General features: G+C 60.6%; 16 protein-coding genes. 12 read left to right on the top strand and 4 right to left on the bottom strand.

The features are described from left to right. Positions 1 to 195: 195 nt before the first annotated feature. Complete coding sequence (gene alaS, locus SIB42_RS03645) at positions 196 to 2,874, bottom strand: alanine--tRNA ligase (protein ID WP_067098661.1); 2,679 nt, start codon at positions 2,872 to 2,874, stop codon at positions 196 to 198. 35 nt (positions 2,875 to 2,909) lie between these two features. Between alaS and SIB42_RS03640 the strand changes: the two genes are divergently transcribed. The 12 genes from SIB42_RS03640 to SIB42_RS03585 all read left to right on the top strand — a co-directional run bounded on the left by SIB42_RS03640 (position 2,910) and on the right by SIB42_RS03585 (position 16,327). Beyond that, entirely contained in the window at positions 2,910 to 3,323 is a 414-nt protein-coding gene (locus tag SIB42_RS03640; protein ID WP_067098663.1) for a hypothetical protein, read from the top strand. After that, positions 3,320 to 6,520 (top strand): DEAD/DEAH box helicase, encoded by a 3,201-nt coding sequence (locus tag SIB42_RS03635; RefSeq protein WP_067098666.1) that lies wholly within the window; start codon positions 3,320 to 3,322, stop codon positions 6,518 to 6,520. The genes SIB42_RS03640 and SIB42_RS03635 overlap by 4 nt, the downstream gene beginning before the upstream one ends. Positions 6,521 to 6,524: 4 nt before the next feature. After that, complete coding sequence (locus SIB42_RS03630; RefSeq protein WP_067098668.1) at positions 6,525 to 7,433, top strand: SWIM zinc finger family protein; 909 nt, start codon at positions 6,525 to 6,527, stop codon at positions 7,431 to 7,433. Next, positions 7,426 to 7,884: an MEKHLA domain-containing protein gene (locus tag SIB42_RS03625; RefSeq protein WP_067098671.1), complete on the top strand. Its 459-nt coding sequence runs from the start codon at positions 7,426 to 7,428 to the stop codon at positions 7,882 to 7,884. The genes SIB42_RS03630 and SIB42_RS03625 overlap by 8 nt, the downstream gene beginning before the upstream one ends. A gap of 175 nt (positions 7,885 to 8,059) precedes the next feature. Next, a complete protein-coding gene (locus SIB42_RS03620; protein WP_067098674.1) occupies positions 8,060 to 8,473 on the top strand; it encodes an Hsp20/alpha crystallin family protein in 414 nt (137 codons plus the stop codon). A 155-nt stretch (positions 8,474 to 8,628) separates the two neighbouring features. Continuing rightward, the gene (locus SIB42_RS03615; protein WP_067098676.1) at positions 8,629 to 9,753 is read left to right on the top strand and encodes a TRAP transporter substrate-binding protein; all 1,125 of its coding nucleotides are present in this window, start codon (positions 8,629 to 8,631) and stop codon (positions 9,751 to 9,753) included. Beyond that, positions 9,750 to 10,322, top strand: coding sequence for a TRAP transporter small permease subunit (locus SIB42_RS03610; protein WP_067098679.1), 573 nt, complete (start codon positions 9,750 to 9,752; stop codon positions 10,320 to 10,322). Before SIB42_RS03615 ends, SIB42_RS03610 begins: the two co-directional genes overlap by 4 nt. Continuing rightward, positions 10,319 to 11,710: a TRAP transporter large permease gene (locus SIB42_RS03605; RefSeq protein WP_067098682.1), complete on the top strand. Its 1,392-nt coding sequence runs from the start codon at positions 10,319 to 10,321 to the stop codon at positions 11,708 to 11,710. The genes SIB42_RS03610 and SIB42_RS03605 overlap by 4 nt, the downstream gene beginning before the upstream one ends. Positions 11,711 to 11,748: 38 nt before the next feature. Further along, entirely contained in the window at positions 11,749 to 13,521 is a 1,773-nt protein-coding gene (locus tag SIB42_RS03600; protein WP_067098684.1) for a diflavin flavoprotein, read from the top strand. Continuing rightward, the gene (locus SIB42_RS03595; RefSeq protein ID WP_067098687.1) at positions 13,521 to 15,350 is read left to right on the top strand and encodes a diflavin flavoprotein; all 1,830 of its coding nucleotides are present in this window, start codon (positions 13,521 to 13,523) and stop codon (positions 15,348 to 15,350) included. The genes SIB42_RS03600 and SIB42_RS03595 overlap by 1 nt, the downstream gene beginning before the upstream one ends. A gap of 85 nt (positions 15,351 to 15,435) precedes the next feature. Beyond that, positions 15,436 to 15,963, top strand: coding sequence for an NAD(P)H-dependent oxidoreductase (locus SIB42_RS03590; protein WP_067098690.1), 528 nt, complete (start codon positions 15,436 to 15,438; stop codon positions 15,961 to 15,963). A gap of 157 nt (positions 15,964 to 16,120) precedes the next feature. Then, positions 16,121 to 16,327: a hypothetical protein gene (locus SIB42_RS03585; protein WP_067098693.1), complete on the top strand. Its 207-nt coding sequence runs from the start codon at positions 16,121 to 16,123 to the stop codon at positions 16,325 to 16,327. 4 nt (positions 16,328 to 16,331) lie between these two features. Here SIB42_RS03585 and SIB42_RS03580 read toward each other — a convergent pair whose 3' ends face one another. From SIB42_RS03580 to gcvH, 3 genes are all read right to left on the bottom strand, one after another. Beyond that, positions 16,332 to 16,592, bottom strand: coding sequence for a hypothetical protein (locus SIB42_RS03580; protein ID WP_067098696.1), 261 nt, complete (start codon positions 16,590 to 16,592; stop codon positions 16,332 to 16,334). Between the two features lie 96 nt (positions 16,593 to 16,688). Next, positions 16,689 to 19,631: an aminomethyl-transferring glycine dehydrogenase gene (gene gcvP / locus SIB42_RS03575; protein ID WP_067098699.1), complete on the bottom strand. Its 2,943-nt coding sequence runs from the start codon at positions 19,629 to 19,631 to the stop codon at positions 16,689 to 16,691. Positions 19,632 to 19,688: 57 nt separating this feature from the next. Then, complete coding sequence (gcvH, locus tag SIB42_RS03570) at positions 19,689 to 20,078, bottom strand: glycine cleavage system protein GcvH (protein WP_067098702.1); 390 nt, start codon at positions 20,076 to 20,078, stop codon at positions 19,689 to 19,691. Between the last annotated feature and the right edge of the window lie 8 nt (positions 20,079 to 20,086).

Below are 20,086 nucleotides of genomic sequence, written 5' to 3'. Positions count from 1 at the left end.
TCAATCAGCCAAAGACTTAAGTAGAGCTAACCAAGAAATACATCACTAGAGCATGCCCGCTGAAATTCAGCATTAAGAATTTAAATTTTAAAAAAACACTCCAAAAGGCCTCCGCTATTTAGCTGATTGCCGACAACATTCCAGGCCTGTCAAACGCGTGGCAAAACCAAAGGGATAGTCGAGAAGCTGTCTGAATCAGCCCAGTGCAGCCATAAGTTCTAACTTAGCCGCCTCAAGTGCACCAGGGAGGGCCGCACCATCGCGACCACCGGCCTGGGCCAGGTTCGGGCGACCACCGCCACCGCCGCCGCACTGCTTGGCGATGCCGCCAATGAATTTGCCGGCCTGGAGCTTGGCGGCAATCACCTGCTGACCGAAGGCCGCCACCAGGATCACCTTGCCCGTGTCGCCGGGATCCGGCAGACCGCCGATGACCACGGCCGCACCATCCCCCAGCTGATCCGCCAGGCTCTGGGCTGCCCCCTGCAAACCGGCGCCATCCACACCGTCGAGGCGTTCCACCAACAACTGGAACTCACCCACGGCCTCAGCCTTGGCGGCCAAAGCACCGGCCTTGGCCACCGCCAGCTCGGCCTGGGCAGCCGCCAGGGCCTTGCCGGTGGCCTTGAGCTCCTCCTGGAGGGCCACCACACGATCCACGATCTCGGCAGGCTGCGCTTTGAAGCGATCCCCCAGCTGCTTCACCACCGCATCGCGCTCGTTGAGGTAACCCAGCACGGCGGGGCCAGCGACAGCTTCAATTCTGCGAATACCGGCGGCGACGCCACTTTCCGCCACGATCTTGAACATGCCAATCTCAGCGGTGTTGGCCACGTGGGTGCCGCCGCAGAGTTCCATCGACACACCGGGCACGTCGACGACACGGACGACATCGGCGTATTTCTCCCCGAACATGGCGACCGCGCCTGCGGCCTTGGCCTTGTCGATCGCCATCTCCTGCACCTGAAGCTCATGGGCATCAGCGATCCAGCTGTTGATCAGACCCTCGATGCGCTCGAGTTCTTCAGGGCTGACCGCCCGCGGACAGTGGAAGTCGAAACGCAGGCGATCAAAGTTCACCAGCGATCCGGCCTGACCGATGCCTGGGTCCACCAATTGCTTGAGAGCTGCTTGCAGAAGATGCGTGGCGGTGTGATTTGCCTGAGCACGGCGACGGCAGCTGCGGTCCACGCGACCCTGGACCACATCGCCGACCGCCAACGCACCGCGCTCCAACCGACCGCTGTGAACGAACACGCTGCGATTCCGGCTGACGGATTCCACACTGACAATCAGGCCGTCGCCGTCATGACCTTCACCTGCGAGAGTGCCGCGATCGCCCACCTGACCGCCTCCCTCGCCATAGAAGGGAGTGGTGTCAAGCACCACCTGCACGGAATCACCAGCAACGGCTTGTTGCGCCGGTTCCCCGTTCACCACAAGTGCCTGAACACAGCTGCTCTGCTCGAGCTGCTCATAACCACGGAAATCGGTTCCATCAATTCCCGAGGCCACCTGATCAATGGCGTCTTGCAATGTGAGGTCAATGCTCACGGCAGCGGCTTTAGCTCGCTGACGCTGTTGCTCCATCGCCAGTTCAAATCCGGCCAGATCAACGGCCAGACCATGCTCTTCAGCGATTTCCTGCGTGAGCTCGAGTGGAAACCCATAGGTGTCATACAGCTCAAAAGCCTGCGCACCGCTGATCTGTTCCGGCTTGGCCTCCAGCACATCCGCCAGTAGTTTCTCTCCCCGTTCCAGGGTCTCCAGGAACCGGGCTTCCTCACGTTGCAGCTCCGCCAGGATCACCTCCTTACGCTCCACCAACTGAGGATGCACCGCCTGCATCAGCGCAATGGCCGCCTCACCCATGGTCTTGAGAAACGGTTTATCGATGCCCAGGAGACGTCCATGCCGCACCACCCGACGCAGCAAGCGGCGCAGGATGTAGCCACGACCAAGATTGCTGGCCGTGACGCCATCGCTGATCAACTGCGTCACGGCTCGACTGTGATCGCCGATCACCTTGAGCGAGGTTTTGCCCTTATCGTCGAGCTGGCGATAGTCGACACCAGCCAAATCAGCTACTGCTTGAATCAGCGGAAAAATCAGATCGGTTTCATAGTTATTAGGAACCTTCTGCAGGATCTGAGCCATGCGCTCCAGACCCATCCCGGTGTCGATGTTGCGATTCGCCAGCGGTGTAAGCGTGCCCTCCGCATCGCGATTCGACTGCATAAACACCAAGTTGTAGAACTCGATGAAACGATCGTCGTCTTCAAGATCGATTCCTTCATCACCGAGTTCGGGCTTGAAGTCGTAATAAATCTCCGAGCAAGGACCACAGGGTCCTGTTGGGCCTGAGGCCCAAAAGTTGTCGGCTTCATCCATGCGGATGATGCGCTTCGGATTGACGCCAACAACATCACGCCAGATCTGCTCAGCTTCATCGTCTTCCCGGAAGACGCTCACCACCAAATTCTTGGGATCCAAGCCATAGACGACCGTGCTCAGCTCCCAGGCCCACTCAATCGCCTGCTGCTTGAAGTAATCCCCAAAAGAGAAGTTGCCCAGCATCTCGAAGAAGGTGTGGTGCCGGGCTGTGCGACCCACGTTTTCGATGTCGTTGGTGCGAATGCACTTCTGGCTGCTGGTCGCACAAGGAGCAGGCCGTTGCTGCTGACCGAGAAAGATCGGCTTGAACGGCAACATTCCCGCGATCGTGAGCAGAACCGTGGGGTCCTCAGGCACGAGTGAGGCACTGGGCATCCGCCTGTGACCACGCTGCTCATAAAAAGCGAGGAACGCTTCCCGAATCTCCGCACCAGTGCGGGGACCAGCTGCCTCGTTTCGCGACGATCGTGCAACAGCCATGGCGGGTTCGGGCTTGAACAGCAGGTCCTCCAGCCATGATCGCCTTTGAGCTGCCACCGACGTTGGCCGATAGCACCGACGAGCAGAGTCGCGCAGCATTGAGACTGCGCTCCCTGGGCTGGGCCCTGATCGCAGGACTAGCGGCAGGGCTACTCAGCCTGCCCTGCGGAGTGGATCAGGCGGTGCGATCCACCGGTTGCGGACTGTTCTACGGACTGCTGGCCTTTCATCTTGTTCGTGTGGATCCGGAGGACTCTCATCTGCAGGCTGGACTCGTCGGAGCGGTCTGCGGGATCCGCAGTTTGGGAATGTGCCTGCCCTCCCCTTGGGCAGATGCTGATTCCCTGGCATCATTAGTGAAGGATTTCGTGATGGGGTGGCTGCCACTGATCGGCAGTTCGCTCCTGCTACACGGAACCCAACGCATGTTGTCTGCGTCGCGGCCATGAGCCTGCTGCACGCCACCTGGCTTCCGGCCATTCGTACTCCCAGCAGCTCCGGTCGAGCTGCTCTGCTCGTGTGGGCTGACACCTGGCGTGTGGCCGAGCCGATGGGACCGGGCGCCACCCCCGCCATTCATCCTTTCACTCTCAGCACTGAGGAACTGCGAACCTTACTCACGGATCGTGACCTGCTGCCAGACGGAATCATTGACGCAACGGCCTGCCTGACCCTTCCCAGTCGCAGCGTCAAACCCAAACGCCAGCGCTCGGCAGCCGCAAAGACATCCTCCGAAGACGACCCACCGTGGTGTGGTCTGCCGCTGCAGGCCGGTGAACCGATACCAAAGACCACCGAATGGTGGCCCTGGCAGGTGCAGGGCCTGGCCATCGAACCGATGGCTGCCACTGAGTGGCTGGCCAAGCTGCCGCTTTCAGGTCGTCATCCGGATCTAGCCGATGAACTGCGCTGGTGGAGCCACATGCAGCGCTGGGCGCTGAGCCTGGTGGCACGAGGCCGCTGGCTGCCCCAGGTGGAGCTGAGCAAGGGCGAGGGCTACCCACACCGAGCCCGCTGGGTGCCACTGCTCAATCGGGAGGAAGACCGGCGCCGGCTGGAGGATCTGGCGGGAGGACTCCCCCTGGTTGCCACCTGTGCCCTGCCCTGGCGCGAACCAACCGGAAAACGCAGCAACCGCATGACCCGGTTGCGACCGGAGGCGATGCGAGCCGCCAATCCGGTGGCCTGTTGTCGACCCCGCAGCGGCCGGCTGCGCGTAGCCACCCTGCTGGAAGACCTACTGGATGCCCAGCTGCGCAAAGGCTTCAGCCCTGATCAAGAAGGCCTGGACCCACTGCTCTGCGCCTGGGAAGAGGCTCTCAGCTCTGAAACCGGCGTGATCAACCTTAATGATGAAGATGCCGAGCGTTTAGCCACCGCCAGCCACCACTGGCGAGAGGGCGTGGCCGGCAATGTTGCTGCAGCACGGGCCTGCCTCGAACTGGCCACACCGGCTGAGGGCGAGGAACTCTGGCCCCTGCGCTTCTTCCTGCAGGCGGAGTCAGACCCCACACTGAAGCTGCCGGCCAGTGCCGCATGGGCTGCAGGCCCCAAGGGTCTTCAGCTGGGAGAGATTCCCGTGGAGCACCCCAGCGAAGTGCTACTGGAGGGCATGGGGCGTGCCTTAACGGTATTCGAACCGATCGAGCGGGGCCTCGAAAGCGCCACACCGGAAGCAATGCAGCTCGCCCCTGCGGAAGCCTTTGTGCTGGTGCGCACGGCCGCACGTCAACTGCGCGATGTGGGTGTGGGCGTCGATCTGCCGCCGAGCCTTTCCGGCGGGCTGGCCAGCCGACTGGGACTGGCGATCAAAGCGGAACTGCCCGAGCGGTCCCGCGGCTTCACCCTGGGCGAAAGCCTCGACTGGAGCTGGGAGCTGATGATCGGCGGCGTCACGCTCACCCTGCGCGAACTGGAACGCCTGAGTGGCAAACGCAGCCCGCTGGTGCGTCACAAAGGAGCGTGGATCGAACTGCGGCCCAATGACCTCAAGAACGCTGAACGCTTCTGTGGCGCCAATCCAGAGCTCAGCCTGGACGATGCCCTGCGACTGACAGCCACCGAGGGCGACACGCTGATGCGCCTACCCGTGCATGCCTTCGATGCCGGCCCCAGGCTTCAGGGGGTCCTTGAGCAGTACCACCAGCAGAAATCACCGGATCCACTGCCCGCACCTGAAGGATTCTGTGGACAACTACGGCCTTATCAGGAGCGTGGGCTGGGCTGGCTGGCCTTCCTGCACCGTTTCGACCAGGGTGCCTGCCTGGCCGATGACATGGGCCTGGGCAAAACGATCCAACTGCTGGCCTTCCTCCAACACCTCAAGGTGGAACAGGAACTGAAGAAGCCCGTACTGCTGGTGGCCCCTACATCGGTGCTGACCAACTGGAAACGGGAGGCCGCAGCCTTCACGCCTGAGCTCAACGTGCATGAGCACTACGGCCCCAAACGGCCCACAACTCTGGCTGCTCTCAAAAAAACTCTCAAAGATGTCGACCTGGTTCTCACCAGTTACGGACTGGTGCAACGGGACATCGAGCTGCTGGAGAGCTTCGACTGGCAAGGAACAGTGATCGATGAGGCTCAGGCCATCAAGAACCCGTCGGCCAAACAGAGCCAGGCCACGCGCGATCTGGCCCGCACCCGCAAGGGCACCCGCTTTCGCATCGCCCTCACCGGCACGCCGGTGGAGAACAGGGTGAGTGAGTTGTGGGCTCTGATGGATTTCCTCAACCCCAGGGTTCTGGGTGAGGAGGAATTTTTCCGCCAGCGCTATCGGATGCCGATCGAGCGCTACGGCGACATGTCGTCACTGCGTGACCTCAAGTCGCGGGTGGGACCCTTCATCCTCAGGCGCTTGAAGACCGACAAGGCGATCATCTCTGATCTGCCGGAGAAGGTGGAACTGAGCGAATGGGTCGGGCTGAGCAAGGAACAGAAATCGCTCTATGCCAAAACCGTCGAGGACACCCTCGATTCCATTGCCCGTGCTCCGCGGGGCAAACGCCACGGACAGGTGCTGGGACTACTGACCCGCCTGAAACAGATCTGCAACCATCCCGCCCTTGCGCTGAAGGAGAAGGACGCCAGTGAGGATTTCCTGCAACGTTCCGCGAAGTTGCAACGGCTCGAAGAAATCCTCGAAGAAGTGGTCGAGGCCGGCGACCGTGCTCTGCTCTTCACCCAGTTCGCGGAATGGGGAACGTTGCTGAGGGAGTATCTGCAACGCCGCTGGCGCAGCGAGGTGCCCTTCCTCAGCGGCAGCACCAGCAAGACGGAGCGACAGGCCATGGTCGATCGTTTTCAGGAAGATCCCCGCGGACCACAACTTTTCCTGCTCTCACTCAAGGCCGGTGGCGTGGGACTGAATCTCACCCGGGCCAGCCATGTATTCCACATCGATCGATGGTGGAACCCAGCGGTGGAGAACCAAGCCACAGACAGGGCTTATCGCATCGGGCAAACCAACCGCGTGATGGTGCACAAGTTCATCACCAGCGGCTCGGTGGAAGAAAAGATTGACCGGATGATCCGCGAGAAGTCCAGACTGGCGGAAGACATCGTGGGCTCCGGCGAGGAATGGCTCGGAGGACTCGAAATGGGCCAGCTCAAGGAGCTGGTGAGCCTGGAAGACAATCCCTCCTGACGCGATGACCATCACCCCCAACAGCAGCGGCATCAACACCTCACTGAGTGACGAGGGACTTGGACAGCAACCCTGGTGGGTTGAACAGTGGATGGAGCTGATCAACTCCTACCGCTTCAAAAAACGCCTCGAACGGGCCTGGACCTACGCCCGTGAAGGACACGTGACATCGATTCGCTTTGAAGGACGACGAGTACATGCCCGCGTTCAGGGAACCGATGAAGACCCCTACAAAGTGAAGCTCTGGCTTGATGTGCTGAGCGATGAGGACTGGGGCTTTGTGCTGGAAGCCCTGACGCAAAAGGCCCGCTGGTCGGCACAGCTCCTGGCCGGAATCATGCCGGCGGACATCGAACGAGCCTTTGCGGCCAGTGGCCGCCGGCTCTTCCCCTTCAAGCTGCAGGAGGTGCGCAGTGAATGCAGCTGTCCGGATAAAGCCAATCCCTGCAAGCACATCAGTGCGGTGTACTTCCTGATGGGAGAACGCTTCAGCGAAGACCCCTTCGTGCTGTTTCAGCTGAGGGGGCGCACGCGCACGAAGCTGCTGGAAAACCTGGCACAACACCGACTCAAGGCCCTGCAGGCCAGGGCCGATCAGGCCAAAGCTGAACGCAAATCAATTCCACCCGCGGATGGCGGCGAGTCCAACCCGGACGACACCATCACGCCGCCGCATCCAGCGGTGCTGAACCCCACGCTCTGGTGGCGTTACGAAGCCAACCTCGATGGTGATCTGGTGGTGATCACCCCCGCGATGGAAGGAGATACAGGCCTTGATGCAGCCGGCGATCTTCCCCTGGCTGAGGAGCCACGCTTCCCCGAATCCAGACCTCGCTTTCTGCAGCACCTACGTGATCAGGGTCAGGCCCTGGCACAGCGGGCCATGCTGGAAGCCATGGCGGCCGGTGGCTGAATCAGCGCCCTGGCAGACGCCGGAGTCGCAGTGCCTGATCTCCAGGCTGATGCTGTCTCACCAACGGGCCTTCAAGCGACCACTACTGAACTGTGCAGACCCTGCAACGGACCTGTTCAGCAGCGAGATGGCGGTTCTCGCCCACGACAACAGCCATGATCCCCGCCTGATTTATGCCAATGCCATCGCTCTGCGTCTTTGGGAGCGGTCTTGGCAAGAAATGATCGGCATGCCCTCCCGCTGCACCGCGGAGGAAGAAGCACGTGAGCAACGCGCTTCCGCCCTACAACGCGCGCATAACCAAGACGCTTTCGAGGGCTATAGCGGCGTGCGGGTGTCACGAACCGGTCAACGATTCATGATCAACAACGCAAGAATCTGGACCCTCTGGGACGACAAAGGCCAAAACTGCGGGCAGGCGGCAGCGTTCTCAAGCTGGTCCTGGCTGTGAGCGACATGCGCCAATGTTCGGTTGTTGCGAAATAGCTGTCGTAACAACCGAATCTGGTGGCCTAGACCGAACAGAATCGGACGGTTGTCCCCCTGCTCAGAGTCAATAAGCCCGCACATATTGGCGTTGTGGGTGATGTCAACACCCCATCAACATCACTCTTCAGGAGTTACCCATGATCACCCTTCGTCAGTCACCGTTTGATCTGTTCGAGCGTCTAGACCAGCAGCTTTCACAGGTCGAACGTGTACCAGCCGCCGAAATTCACGAAACCGAAGATCACTACTCCATTCGCCTGGAACTCCCCGGCGTGGCTCACGACAGCATCGACGTGAAAGCCAGCGACCGCAGTCTCAGCGTCAGCGCTGAGCGTTTGAACCCTCAGGCCAATTCAGCCGATGAGGCCGAAGCATCGACCAACAACACCTTGCTCAGCGAATTTCGCTACGGCAACTGGAGCCGCAGCTTTCGCTTTGCCCATTCTCTCGACCGCGACGCTCTTCGGGCCAGCTACCGCGACGGCATCCTCATGATCGAGGCGCCCAAAACCGATAACCGCACCACCGTGTCGGTGAAGGTCGAAAGCTGATGACAATGCATTGAGCCTCAACCAAAAGAGAACGGTTCACCCCTCTGCCAACGCAGGGGGCTTTTTTTGATTGCGAAACCAGGATCAAACCGGGGGCGATCGATAATCTTGCCCAGACAGCGTCGTCTACAAGGCGACCAAACCAGGAGCACGTGATGCAACGTCGGCAGCTGCTCCGGACCAGTGGGCAAGCGCTCGCCGCTGCAGCCGGAGCCGGAGCACTGAGCGCTTGCACGATTCGTCGTGCTGAAAACGGTGGCAGCAGCAGCCTTCCCCAGGTGCGCTGGAGGATGGCAACAAGCTGGCCGGTCTCACTCGACACCATTTACGGAGGTGCCGAAACCATCTGTGAACAGGTGAAGGCGATGAGTGGCGGAGGGTTCACGATCGAACCGTTTGCCGCCGGTGAAATTGTTCCCGGACTTGAAGTGCTGGATGCCGTGCAAGCCGGCTCCGTGGAATGCGGCCATACGGCCAGCTACTACTACGTGGGCAAGAATCCGGCGTTCGCCTTCGGCACTGCCGTGCCATTCGGGCTCACGGCCCAGCAACAGAATGCCTGGCTCTATCAGGGAGGCGGCAATGAAGCGATGGACGCCTTGTTCGCCGACTTCGGAGCCAAGAGCTTCCCTGCCGGAAATACGGGGGGTCAACTGGGCGGCTGGTTCAAGCGACCTGTCGACAACCTGGCGTCCCTCAAGGGTTTGAAGATGCGCATCCCAGGACTGGGAGGCAAGGTGATGGCCAACCTGGGGGTGAATGTTCAAGTCTTGCCAGGCGGCGAGATCTATCTGGCACTGGAACGGGGAGCGATCGACGCAGCGGAGTTCACCGGCCCCTACGACGACGAAAAACTCGGACTCCCCAAAGCAGCGAAGTACTACTACTACCCAGGCTGGTGGGAACCTGGGCCAAGCCTGACCGCGCTGGTCAACCGCACTGCCTGGGACAAATTGCCGAAGGAGTATCAAGCCATGTTCAGCACAGCCTGTTACCAGGCGAATCTGGGCATGCTCAGCAAGTACGAACAACGCAACAGCGAGGCGCTGCTGAGGCTGCGGCGGCAGGGAATCAAACTTGAGGCCTACAGCAACGACATCCTCGAAGCGGCGAAGGAAGCCACCAGCGTGTTGTTTGCAGATCTGGCGGCTGACGATGCCAGCTTCCGAGATTTACTGGAACGCTGGCGGCTGTTCCAGAAAGAAACGCTGAACTGGAATCGCATCAACGAGCTGCCGCTGGCGAAGTTCAACACCAGGGCGGAGGGAGGTGAAGGATGAGCGAACCTCTTTCCGGAATGGTGCGCCTGTTCGATCGCCTCAACGCTGCGGCCGCCTGGCTGGCGCGCTGGTCCGTGCTGCTGATGCTGGCCATCGGAATCTGGAACGTTGTTGGCCGCTATTTGGGCTCTGCCATCGGGATCAATCTCAGCTCCAACGGGCTGATCGAGGCCCAGTGGTACCTCTTCGATCTGATCTTTCTGCTCGGCCTCGGCTGGACTCTGCAGAAACAGGGCCACGTGCGTGTGGATGTGCTGCAGAGCCGCTGGTCACCACGCCGCCGCAACCGTCAGGAGCTCAACAGCATTCTGCTGCTCTTGCTGCCCTTCGCCTTCGGAGTGATGGCGATCTCCATTGCACCAGCGCTGCGCTCCTGGAGCATTGGCGAGATGTCGCCCGATCCAGGCGGGCTGCCACGCACCTGGGTGAAATCGCTCATCCCAATTGGCTTTCTGTTGTTAGGGCTGCAGGGAATCGCAGAAGCACTTCGGCTGCGGCTGGCCCTCAGCAACCCCGAGGCCACCCAAGCTGCCGATGAGCAGCACCAAGAGGGAGGCACCACGCTGTGATCGAAATCGAAGCCCTGGGCTGGGTGATCAGCTTTGACCCCTCGGCGGTGTTGGCTCCCGGAATGTTTTTGGCGCTGATCATGGCGCTGCTGAGCGGATTTCCCGTCGCCTTCTGTCTTGGTGGGATTGGGGTGATCTTTGCCCTGCTGGGCATGCTCAGCGGAGAAATCGAACCGCAGTTCGTCACCGCCCTACCCCAGAGAATCCTGGGGATCATGGCCAACTTCACCCTGTTGGCCATCCCCGCTTTTGTGTTCATGGGTTCGATGCTGGAGAGCTCCGGCATTGCCGAACGGCTTCTGGAAACCATGGGCCGGCTGCTGGGACGCCTGCGCGGCGGCCTGGCGTTGGCCGTCGTTCTTGTCGGTTCACTTCTGGCGGCGACAACCGGAGTGGTGGCAGCGACCGTGACCACCATGGGGCTGATCTCCTTGCCGGCCATGCTGCGGGCGGGATACGACAAAAGCCTCGCCACAGGTGTGATTGTGGCGTCGGGCACGCTCGGGCAGATCATCCCCCCAAGCATTGTTCTGGTGGTGCTGGGTGATCAGCTCGGCATTTCAGTCGGCGATCTCTTCATCGGAGCGCTGCTGCCGGGCCTGCTGATGTCAGCCGTGTTCGCCATCTACGTGCTGGTGATCAGTGCGCTCAAGCCGGAGCTGGCACCCGAACTCAAGCCCGAGCTCACCGGCTCAGGTCATCCTCTGCAATTGGTGCAGTCGGTGTTGCCACCGATCGCTCTGATCGTGGCGGTGCTCGGAAGCATCTTCTTCGGCATTGCAACTCCAACTGAAGCGGGCGTGATCGGAGCAGTCGGCGCCATGGTGCTGGCAGGCCTTAATGGCGGTTTCAGCCGCCAACAACTCTCGAATGTCTGTGAGAGCACTATGCGGACCACCGCCATGGTGATGGCCATCCTGATGGGATCCACCGCCTTCAGCCTCGTGTTCCGCGGTGTGGGCGGCGATCAGCTGATTTCCGAACTGCTGCTCAACCTGCCGGGAGGGCGCGTGGGTTTCCTGGTGTTCAGCATGCTGATCATCTTCCTGCTGGGCTTCTTCATCGATTTCTTCGAAATCGCTTTCATCGCCGTGCCGCTGCTGCTGCCTGCCGCACGCCAGCTGCTGGGGCCCGAAGCGATGGTGTGGTTTGGCGTGATCATTGGCGCCAACCTGCAGACCTCCTTCCTCACACCGCCATTCGGCTTTGCGCTGTTCTATCTGCGCGGCGTGGCTCCCGATGAAGTGAGCACGAGCGATATCTATCGAGGCGCCCTGCCGTTTGTCGGCCTGCAGGTTGCAGTCCTGGCCTTGATCATCGCGGTACCAGGCCTGGTGGACTGGTTGCCTCGTGTAGCCGAAGCCCTCAGCCCGGGTCCGATGACCTGAAGATCTCCGTAAAGTTGGTTACAACGCGCGATTCAGTCATGGTCACGGCAAGCCTGAACAGCACGAACTCCACTGCTGTGACCCCCCGACTCACATTGCAGTGCGAGCCGATCGCGCCTGACAGCACCACCATCCGTTCCCTGGACTGGGAACGCAGCCGATTCGATATTGAATTTGGGCTACGCAACGGCACCACCTACAACGCATTTCTAGTGCGCGGCGAACGCAACGCCCTGATCGACACCAGCCACGCCAAGTTCCGCGACACCTGGGTGCCACTGCTGAAGGAGCAGATCGATCCGATGGCAATCGATCATCTGATCGTGAGTCACACCGAACCGGATCATTCCGGACTGATCGGCGATCTGATCGACCTCAATCCGGACATCGAGATCGTGGGTTCCAAGGTGGCGATCCAGTTCCTCCAAGACCAAGTGCACCGCCCCTTCAAATCGCGAGCTGTGAAAACCGGCGATGAACTGGATCTGGGCACCAGTCCGGACACAGGCGTTCAGCATCACTTCGAATTCCTGAGTGCTCCCAACCTGCACTGGCCCGACACGATCTTCTCCTTCGATCACGGCAGCGGGATTCTTTACACCTGCGATGCCTTCGGATTGCATTACTGCTCCGAAGAATTGTTCGACTCGGACCCTGGGGCCATCGCACCGGACTTCCGCTTCTATTACGACTGCCTGATGGGCCCCAACGCTCGCAGTGTGTTGCAGGCACTGAAGCGCATGGATGCCTTACCGGAGATCAACACCGTCGCCGTGGGGCATGGCCCCCTGCTGCGCCAACACCTCAGCCACTGGTTGAACGACTACAGGGAATGGAGCAGCCAACGCAGCAAGGGCGACAGCTATGCAGCCGTCTGCTATCTCAGCCAGTACGGCTTCTCGGACCGTCTCAGCCAGGCCATCGCCCACGGCATCGGTAAAGCCGATGCACAGGTTCAGCTGGTGGATCTGCGGGCCACCGATCCACAGGAACTGACCGCACTGGTTGGCGAAGCCAAGGCGGTGGTGGTTCCCACCTGGCCGGCGGAACCGGATGGTGAACTGCAGGCCTCGATCGGAACTCTTCTGGCTGCTCTGCAGCCCAAGCAATTGGTTGGGGTTTACGACGCTTTCGGTGGCAACGATGAGCCGATTGATGCTGTTGCCGAGCAGCTGCGCAACCAGGGTCTGAAACCAGCCTTTGAACCGCTGCGTATCCGCCAGCTGCCCCAGGGCGGTGATTACCAACGCTGCGAGGAATCAGGAACTGACCTCGGACAGATCCTGACCCGAAAAAAATCGATCGAAGCACTGCGCAGTATTGATGCCAACCTCGACAAGGCACTCGGCCGCCTCACCGGCGGGTTGTACATCGTGACCGCAAGCCAGGGCGAGGGCGATGCCCGCCGCAGTGGAGCGATGGTGGCCAGCTGGGTGGCTCAGGCCAGTTTCCGCCCCCCCGGCCTCAGTGTCGCCGTGGCCAAGGATCGAGCGATTGAAGCGCTGATGCAGGTCGGCGATCGCTTTGTGATCAACGTACTCCGGCAGGACCGCTACAAGCCCTTAATGCAGCACTTCCTCAAACGCTTTCCCCCAGGCGCCGATCGATTCGAGGGAGTGAATGTGCTGCACGGTGCCGCTGAAGGCGGCCCTGTGCTCACTGATGCATTGGCCTACCTGAGCTGTCGGGTGGAGCAGCGGATGGAAGGTCCGGATCATTGGATCATCTACGCACTGGTTGAGCAGGGCAACGTGGCCGACATCGACGGGCGAACCGCCGTTCATCACCGCAAAACGGGCAACCACTACTGATGGTCACCACCGTCGCTGCCAGCTCGGCATCCGCTGACCGGCAGGTGATCAACCTGCCAATAGACCAGGGCCTGATCTGCCTGCGGGGACTGAGCCCTCAGCGTCTGCGGTTCGAGCTGGAATACGCACTGGAGCGTGGCAGCACGGCCAACAGTTTTCTGTTTGAGGCAGGCCCTGATGCAACTGGCGTGGAGCAGCCCGCCGTTCTCGTGCATCCACCGGGAATGGCCTACAGCAGCGTTTTTGTTCCTGCTCTTCTGGACGCTCTGCCGGCCAGGGATCAGCCCCTGCTGATTGTCGTGGGGCACGTGAATCCCAACCGTGTGGCCTTGTTGCAGGAACTGGCCGGGATTTATCCAGGCCTTGAGCTGATCGCGTCCAATCCCGGCGCCAAGCTGCTGGAGGAGCTCTGGAACCAACGCAAACCCACGCCCCCTGGAGTGGAAGAGGAGCAGGCAGCACTACCCCCATTCCCGCCGCTGAGAGTGATCCGACGGGAAGAATTTCAACCGTTGAGCAACGGGCGCAACCTGCTGCTGCTGCCAGCACCAACGCCGCGTTGGCCGGGTGGACTGATGGCCTTCGAACAGCGCTTCGGGCTGCTGATGAGCGACAAGTTCTTCAGCGCCCATCTCTGCACCAACGTCTGGGCGGAAGCCAACCGAAGCAGCACCGAAGAAGAGCGTCGCCATTTCTACGACTGCCTGATGGCACCGATGGCCCGCAAGGTTGACCTGCTGGTGGAGCGGCTGGAGGAACTGAGCATCCGCACGATTGCGCCAGCCCATGGGCCCGCCATCGATGCCAGCTGGCGCAGCCTGCTGAATGATTACCACCGCTGGGGTGAAAGTCACCAGCAATCCAGCCTGAATGTGGTTCTGCTGTTCGCCAGCGCTTACGGCAACACCTCAGCGATTGCCGATGCCCTGGCCCGAGGCGTGAGTCGCACCGACATTCGAGTTACCAGCCTCAACTGCGAGTTCACACCATCGGAAGAACTCGTTGCAGCGATCCAGTCCGCGGATGGGATCCTGATCGGCTCACCCACCCTCGGTGGTCACGCACCCACCCCGGTGGTCTCCGCTTTAGGAACTCTGCTGGCAGAGGGTGACCGCAGCAAACCGGTGGGAGTGTTCGGCAGCTTTGGCTGGAGCGGTGAAGCCGTGGACCTGTTGGAAACGAAGCTGCGAGATGGCGGCTTCAGTTTCGGCTTCGAGCCGATCCGGGTCAAATTCAGCCCTGATCGAGCCAAGGTGAAAGAGCTGGAGGAAACCGGCACCCGTTTCGCCCGCAAACTGCTGCAGGCGGAGAAGCGTGCCCAACGCCGTAACGCCGGAAGCATGAGCGAAAGCCGCAGCGATCCGGCTGTGCTGGCCCTCGGACGGGTGGTCGGATCCCTGTGCATCCTCACCACGCGTAAGGGAGAACTCAGCGGCGCGATGGTGGCAAGTTGGGTCAGCCAAGCCAGCTTCACACCTCCTGGACTGACGGTGGCCGTAGCCAAGGACCGCGCCGTGGAAGCCCTGCTGCACAAAGGCGATCGCTTTGCGCTGAACGTGCTGGCCGAGGGGCGCGAAAGCGGACCGATGAAACAGTTCCTGCAACCGTTTCAACCTGGCGCCGACCGGTTCAGCGGGCTGGAACTCGAGACCAGTCCGAATGAACAACCGCTGCTCCCCGAGGCTCTGGCCTGGCTGGAAGGTCGCGTGAGCCAGCGCATGGAATGCGGAGATCACTGGTTGATCTATGCCGAGCTGGATCATGGCGGCGTGTTGGATCAGGAAGCCTCCACAGCCGTCCACCACCGACGTAGCGGCGCTAACTACTAAGCGGCCCCAACAGGAGGACGACCACTTGGCAGACACTCTCTGGGAAAAGTCGTCACAATTCAAACCTGCGACATGAATACTGATCATGAGCAAGGAGAACAGTGCTGATGTGCTGGTGATTGCCGCCAGTAACGGCGAGAACCTCAAACTGGCCCAACGCTTCGTGGACCAAGTACAGGCTCAGGGCAGCAGCGCTGATCTGCTCGACCTCACCACACTCGAGCTGCCCCTGTTCACACCGCGCGCGAATGAACAAGGCATGCCGAACGGCGTGCAGCCATTGCAGCAACAACTGAGGGCAGCTCCGCGATGGGTGATCTGCGCACCGGAATACAACGGTTCAATTCCGCCGGTGCTGACCAACGCCATCGCCTGGCTGTCCGTTCAGGGAGATGACTTCCGGTCTCTCTTCAACGGTCGGCCGATCGCCATGGCCAGCTTCTCCGGAGGCGGCGGAATGGAGCTGCTGGTGTCGCTAAGGGTCCAGCTCACCCATCTCGGCGCACAAGTGGTGGGGCGCCAATTGCTCAGCAACTACTCGAAAGCAGCGAAAGACGACAGCATTGCCGACCTCATCCAGCGCCTCATGCAAATGAAACCACTGCAGCTGTGAATGAATTAATCAGCGAATGAATCAAAAACAAGCGGGTGAATCAAGATTGGCCACTGCAATCAAACGGAAATCAATTCAAAAGAGAATCGGGATTTCATGCACACACCACATCTAGAGGACTGAAATAGCGAGGTCACTAACAATTTCCATTCCACGAATGGGCCTGACCCGGGATCCTCAGTACGCAGTTCGCTACCGCGGCTTTGTCCTGTTGCAACAACGCAACAGCAGCTGGCTGGTTAGACCGGAACGAAGCCCGATGAGACTGTTGCCCTTTCGCACCCCGACCTGCTCGCTGGCGGATGTGAAAGCACTCTTGGACTGGCGACTGGAGCAGGACAAAAGCCTGATCTCAGTCGCCTGAAGACTCAGGCCGCCTGAGGAGGTGGCGTGGGCGATCCCTGAGACTGAATGGGGATCACCAGCGTTGCCCAGCGGTCAGGACGCTCGGGACGCTGACGTCGTGCCTGACGAATTCCAAAGGGAACTCTCAGCACGTTGGTGCCTTCGATCGGCAAGGTATGCCCTCGGCCAAGGGCAGCCTGAAGGCAATCAGGAATGTCGGGAAGCTGCAGCGAGTCTGAGGTCTGCTCCGTCGTTTCAATTGGTTTTTTGGTGTCGCGACTCATTGATTCCCCATTTGCGACGGTGAATGCTGTGCAGTGTGATCAAAGTTCTCATTGCACGATTAGAAATCGAAGATTAATTTCCGATTTCGGTAAAATTTAACCCATCGCCTCAGAAGTGGCGGCAGCCATGTCTTCAACACTGGGGCAGGTGCAGATCAGATTGCGATCGCCATAGGCGTTATCAATCCTGGCCACCGCCGGCCAGAACTTGCTTTGCCGCTGATCCGGCAACGGGAAGGCAGCCTGTTCCCGGGAATAGGGACGATCCCAGTGGTCGGCCGTGACAGCACTCAGTGTGTGGGGAGCGCGGCGTAGGGGATTGTTCTCACGATCGCTGTCACCGTTTTCGATCGCCGCGACTTCGGCGCGGATCGCGATCATGGCGTCGCAGAAGCGATCCAGCTCTTCGAGGCTCTCGCTTTCAGTGGGTTCAACCATCACGGTGCCCGCCACCGGCCAGCTCACCGTCGGAGCGTGAAAGCCGTAATCCATCAGACGCTTCGCCAGATCATCCACCTCAAGGCCGGCGCTGCGCCTCAGATCGCGCAGATCAAGAATGCATTCGTGGGCCACAAGCCCGCCTTCTCCCCGGAACAGCACCGGGTAATGGGAATCCAGCCGATGCGCCAGATAATTGGCCGATAGCAAGGCCACAGCCGTGGCCTGCCGCAGGCCAGCAGGGCCCATCAAACGCAGATACATCCAGCTGATCGGCAGGATGCCTGCGCTGCCCAGGGGGGCAGCCGATACCGCTGAAATGGACTGGTCACCGCCGCAGGGCATCAAGGGATGACCAGGAAGAAATGGCAACAGATGCTCTCCCACGCCAATGGGGCCAACCCCTGGTCCACCACCGCCATGGGGAATACAGAACGTTTTGTGCAGGTTGAGGTGGCAGACATCGGCCCCAAACGCTCCTGGCCTGCACACACCGACTTGAGCATTGAGGTTGGCGCCATCCAGATACACCTGACCTCCATGGTCATGAACCAGGCTGCAAATCTCACGGATTCGAGTCTCGAAGACCCCATGGGTTGAGGGATACGTCACCATCAGCGCCGCCAGGACATCGGCGTGCTCAGAGAGCTTGCTGCGCAGATCGTCGACATCGACATTCCCCTGCTCATCACAGGCCACCGGCACCACACGCATGCCAGCCATCACGGCACTGGCTGGATTGGTGCCGTGGGCACTCGTGGGAATCAGGCAAACATTGCGATGGCCCTCGCCTCTTGCCTGATGCCAGGCGCGAATCACCAGCAAACCAGCGAACTCCCCCTGGGAACCTGCATTCGGCTGCAAAGACACACCGGCGAAACCGGTGAGCTCAGCCAACCAGCTCTCGAGGTCCTGCGCCATGCGCAGATTGCCTTTCAGCTGGTCAGCGGGGGCAAAGGGGTGAATGCTCCCGAACTCCCTCCAGCTCACAGGCGCCAGCTCCGCTGCCGCATTGAGCTTCATGGTGCAGCTACCAAGAGGAATCATCCCGTGCACCAGCGAAAGGTCTTTGCTGACCAGACGCTGGATGTAGCGAAGCAGCTCGGTCTCACTGCGATAGCGGTGAAACACCGGCTGCTGAAGCCAGGGGTTGGAGCGCAGCGGCAAGCTAGCCAGAGCTTGCTCTTGCTTTGCGGTATCCGGCAGGTCTGAAAGATGGCCTCCCGTGGCCTCAGCCACCAGCGACAGCAACCGAGACACCTCCTTGTTGTCGCTGAGCTCATCCAGGCTGATGCCGAAGCCTTCCGCCTGTTCGATCGCCGCACCATCGGGCAGAACACGCAGGTTGAACCCAGCTCGGGCTGCCAGCTGATGCACGCGCGGAGCCTGAGCACAGACCACATCAACACTGTCGAAACGAGATCCCTGGGGTAGAGGGAGTCCAAGCGAGCTCAGTCCGTCTTCGAGCTGACAGCGCAGATGCAGCACGCGTCGAGCGATCGCCTCGAGACCTTCCGGCCCGTGATGAACGGCATAAAAAGAAGCCATCACCGCCAGCAGCACCTGGGCGGTGCAGATATTGCTGGTGGCTTTATCTCGGCGGATGTGCTGCTCACGGGTCTGCAGGGCAAGACGCAGTGCGACATTGCCTTCGCCATCTTTTGACTGGCCAACGATGCGCCCGGGGACCTGCCGGCGGTAAGCATCGCGGGTGGCAAAGAACGCCGCATGGGGGCCGCCTCCACCCATCGGCACGCCAAAACGCTGGGCACTGCCTACGGCGATATCGGCACCGAGAGCACCCACCGGCTCAAGCAGCACCTGAGCTAGTGGATCAATAGCCACCGTGACCAAAGCGCCATGCTCATGGGCCCTGGACATACAGGAACGGGGGTCCCAGAGCCGGCCACAGCGTCCAGGCAGCTGCAACAGCACTCCGAACACATCTTCACCCCAGGCGAACTGATCCGGCTCAGCCACCTCGAGCTGAATCCCGATTGGCTGGGCCCTGGTGCGCAGAACTGCCAGGGTCTGTGGCAACACGGCGGCATCCACCAGAAAACGGCTGGCTTCAGCTCGCTTGCAAACGCCAAAGCTCATCGACATCGCTTCTGCAGCCGCAGTGGCCTCATCCAGAAGCGAGGCATTGGCAATCGGCAGGCCGGTCAGCTCACTGACCAAGGTCTGAAAATTGAGCAGTGCCTCCAGGCGTCCCTGAGCAATTTCGGCCTGATAAGGGGTGTAAGCCGTGTACCAGGAGGGGTTTTCCAACACCTGCCGCTGGATCAACGCGGGCGTGACCGTGCCGTAGTAGCCCAGGCCGATCAACGACCGCGTCACGCGGTTGAGACCGGCAAGCTGACGTAGTTCAGAAAGCGCTTGGGCTTCTCCAACGCCGTCCGGAAGCTGCCCCTTGGGCGGACTTGAATCGAGAATGTCCTCCGGGACGACGGCCTGCAAAAAGCGCTCAAGATCACTGAAGCCGAGCCGATCGAGCATCAGCTGATTGGCTTCGGATCCCGGGCCGATATGGCGTTGGGCGAAAGGCGGAAGAGCCTTTGCTGAAGCAGTCTCCACCATGCGCTGGTCCAGCAGGGTCATGGTGCAGCCACAGAAGGCGCAGACTTTAGGCAACTTGCGCCTGACGACGATGTGATATCAGGTCGCGGCAACCTTCGCGGAGTAAGTCGCGGCGTCCATCAACTGCTCGAGCTGCGTCTCATCGCTTGGACGAATCACCAGCAACCAGCCCTCGCCATGGGGATCCTTCTGCAGTTCTTCGGGATTAGCCAGCAGAGCTTCATTGCGCTGCACAACCTCGCCACTGAGGGGGGCATACATCTCTTCCACAGCCTTCACCGACTCAACGGTGCCGAAACTGGATCCACGACTGAGATCAGAACCCACCTCGGGGAGATCGACAAACACAATGTCGCCGAGTTGATCCACGGCATAAGCGCTCAAGCCAATGCGGATTGAATCAGCGTCCTGCCAGGCGTATTCATGGCTGTCCGCGTAGCGGTAGGAGGCAGGAAAGTCGAAGGCCATCGGGCCGC

Source organism: Synechococcus sp. MIT S9508, from assembly GCF_047303045.1.
In the GTDB taxonomy this organism is placed as follows: domain Bacteria; phylum Cyanobacteriota; class Cyanobacteriia; order PCC-6307; family Cyanobiaceae; genus Synechococcus_C.
This window is presented reverse-complemented; position numbering and strand designations above follow the sequence as displayed.

Bases quoted from the DNA above. Each gene is read 5' to 3' on its own strand.
- SIB42_RS03580 (WP_067098696.1), bottom strand. From the start codon at position 16,592: ATGAGTCGCGACACCAAAAAACCAATTGAAACGACGGAGCAGACCTCA.
- SIB42_RS03635 (WP_067098666.1), top strand. From the start codon at position 3,320: ATGAGCCTGCTGCACGCCACCTGGCTTCCGGCCATTCGTACTCCCAGC.
- SIB42_RS03640 (WP_067098663.1), top strand. From the start codon at position 2,910: ATGATCGCCTTTGAGCTGCCACCGACGTTGGCCGATAGCACCGACGAG.
- alaS (WP_067098661.1), bottom strand. From the start codon at position 2,874: ATGGCTGTTGCACGATCGTCGCGAAACGAGGCAGCTGGTCCCCGCACT.
- gcvP (WP_067098699.1), bottom strand. From the start codon at position 19,631: ATGACCCTGCTGGACCAGCGCATGGTGGAGACTGCTTCAGCAAAGGCT.
- SIB42_RS03600 (WP_067098684.1), top strand. From the start codon at position 11,749: ATGGTCACGGCAAGCCTGAACAGCACGAACTCCACTGCTGTGACCCCC.
- SIB42_RS03610 (WP_067098679.1), top strand. From the start codon at position 9,750: ATGAGCGAACCTCTTTCCGGAATGGTGCGCCTGTTCGATCGCCTCAAC.
- SIB42_RS03590 (WP_067098690.1), top strand. From the start codon at position 15,436: ATGAGCAAGGAGAACAGTGCTGATGTGCTGGTGATTGCCGCCAGTAAC.
- SIB42_RS03615 (WP_067098676.1), top strand. From the start codon at position 8,629: ATGCAACGTCGGCAGCTGCTCCGGACCAGTGGGCAAGCGCTCGCCGCT.
- SIB42_RS03585 (WP_067098693.1), top strand. From the start codon at position 16,121: ATGGGCCTGACCCGGGATCCTCAGTACGCAGTTCGCTACCGCGGCTTT.
- gcvH (WP_067098702.1), bottom strand. From the start codon at position 20,078: ATGGCCTTCGACTTTCCTGCCTCCTACCGCTACGCGGACAGCCATGAA.
- SIB42_RS03620 (WP_067098674.1), top strand. From the start codon at position 8,060: ATGATCACCCTTCGTCAGTCACCGTTTGATCTGTTCGAGCGTCTAGAC.
- SIB42_RS03630 (WP_067098668.1), top strand. From the start codon at position 6,525: ATGACCATCACCCCCAACAGCAGCGGCATCAACACCTCACTGAGTGAC.
- SIB42_RS03595 (WP_067098687.1), top strand. From the start codon at position 13,521: ATGGTCACCACCGTCGCTGCCAGCTCGGCATCCGCTGACCGGCAGGTG.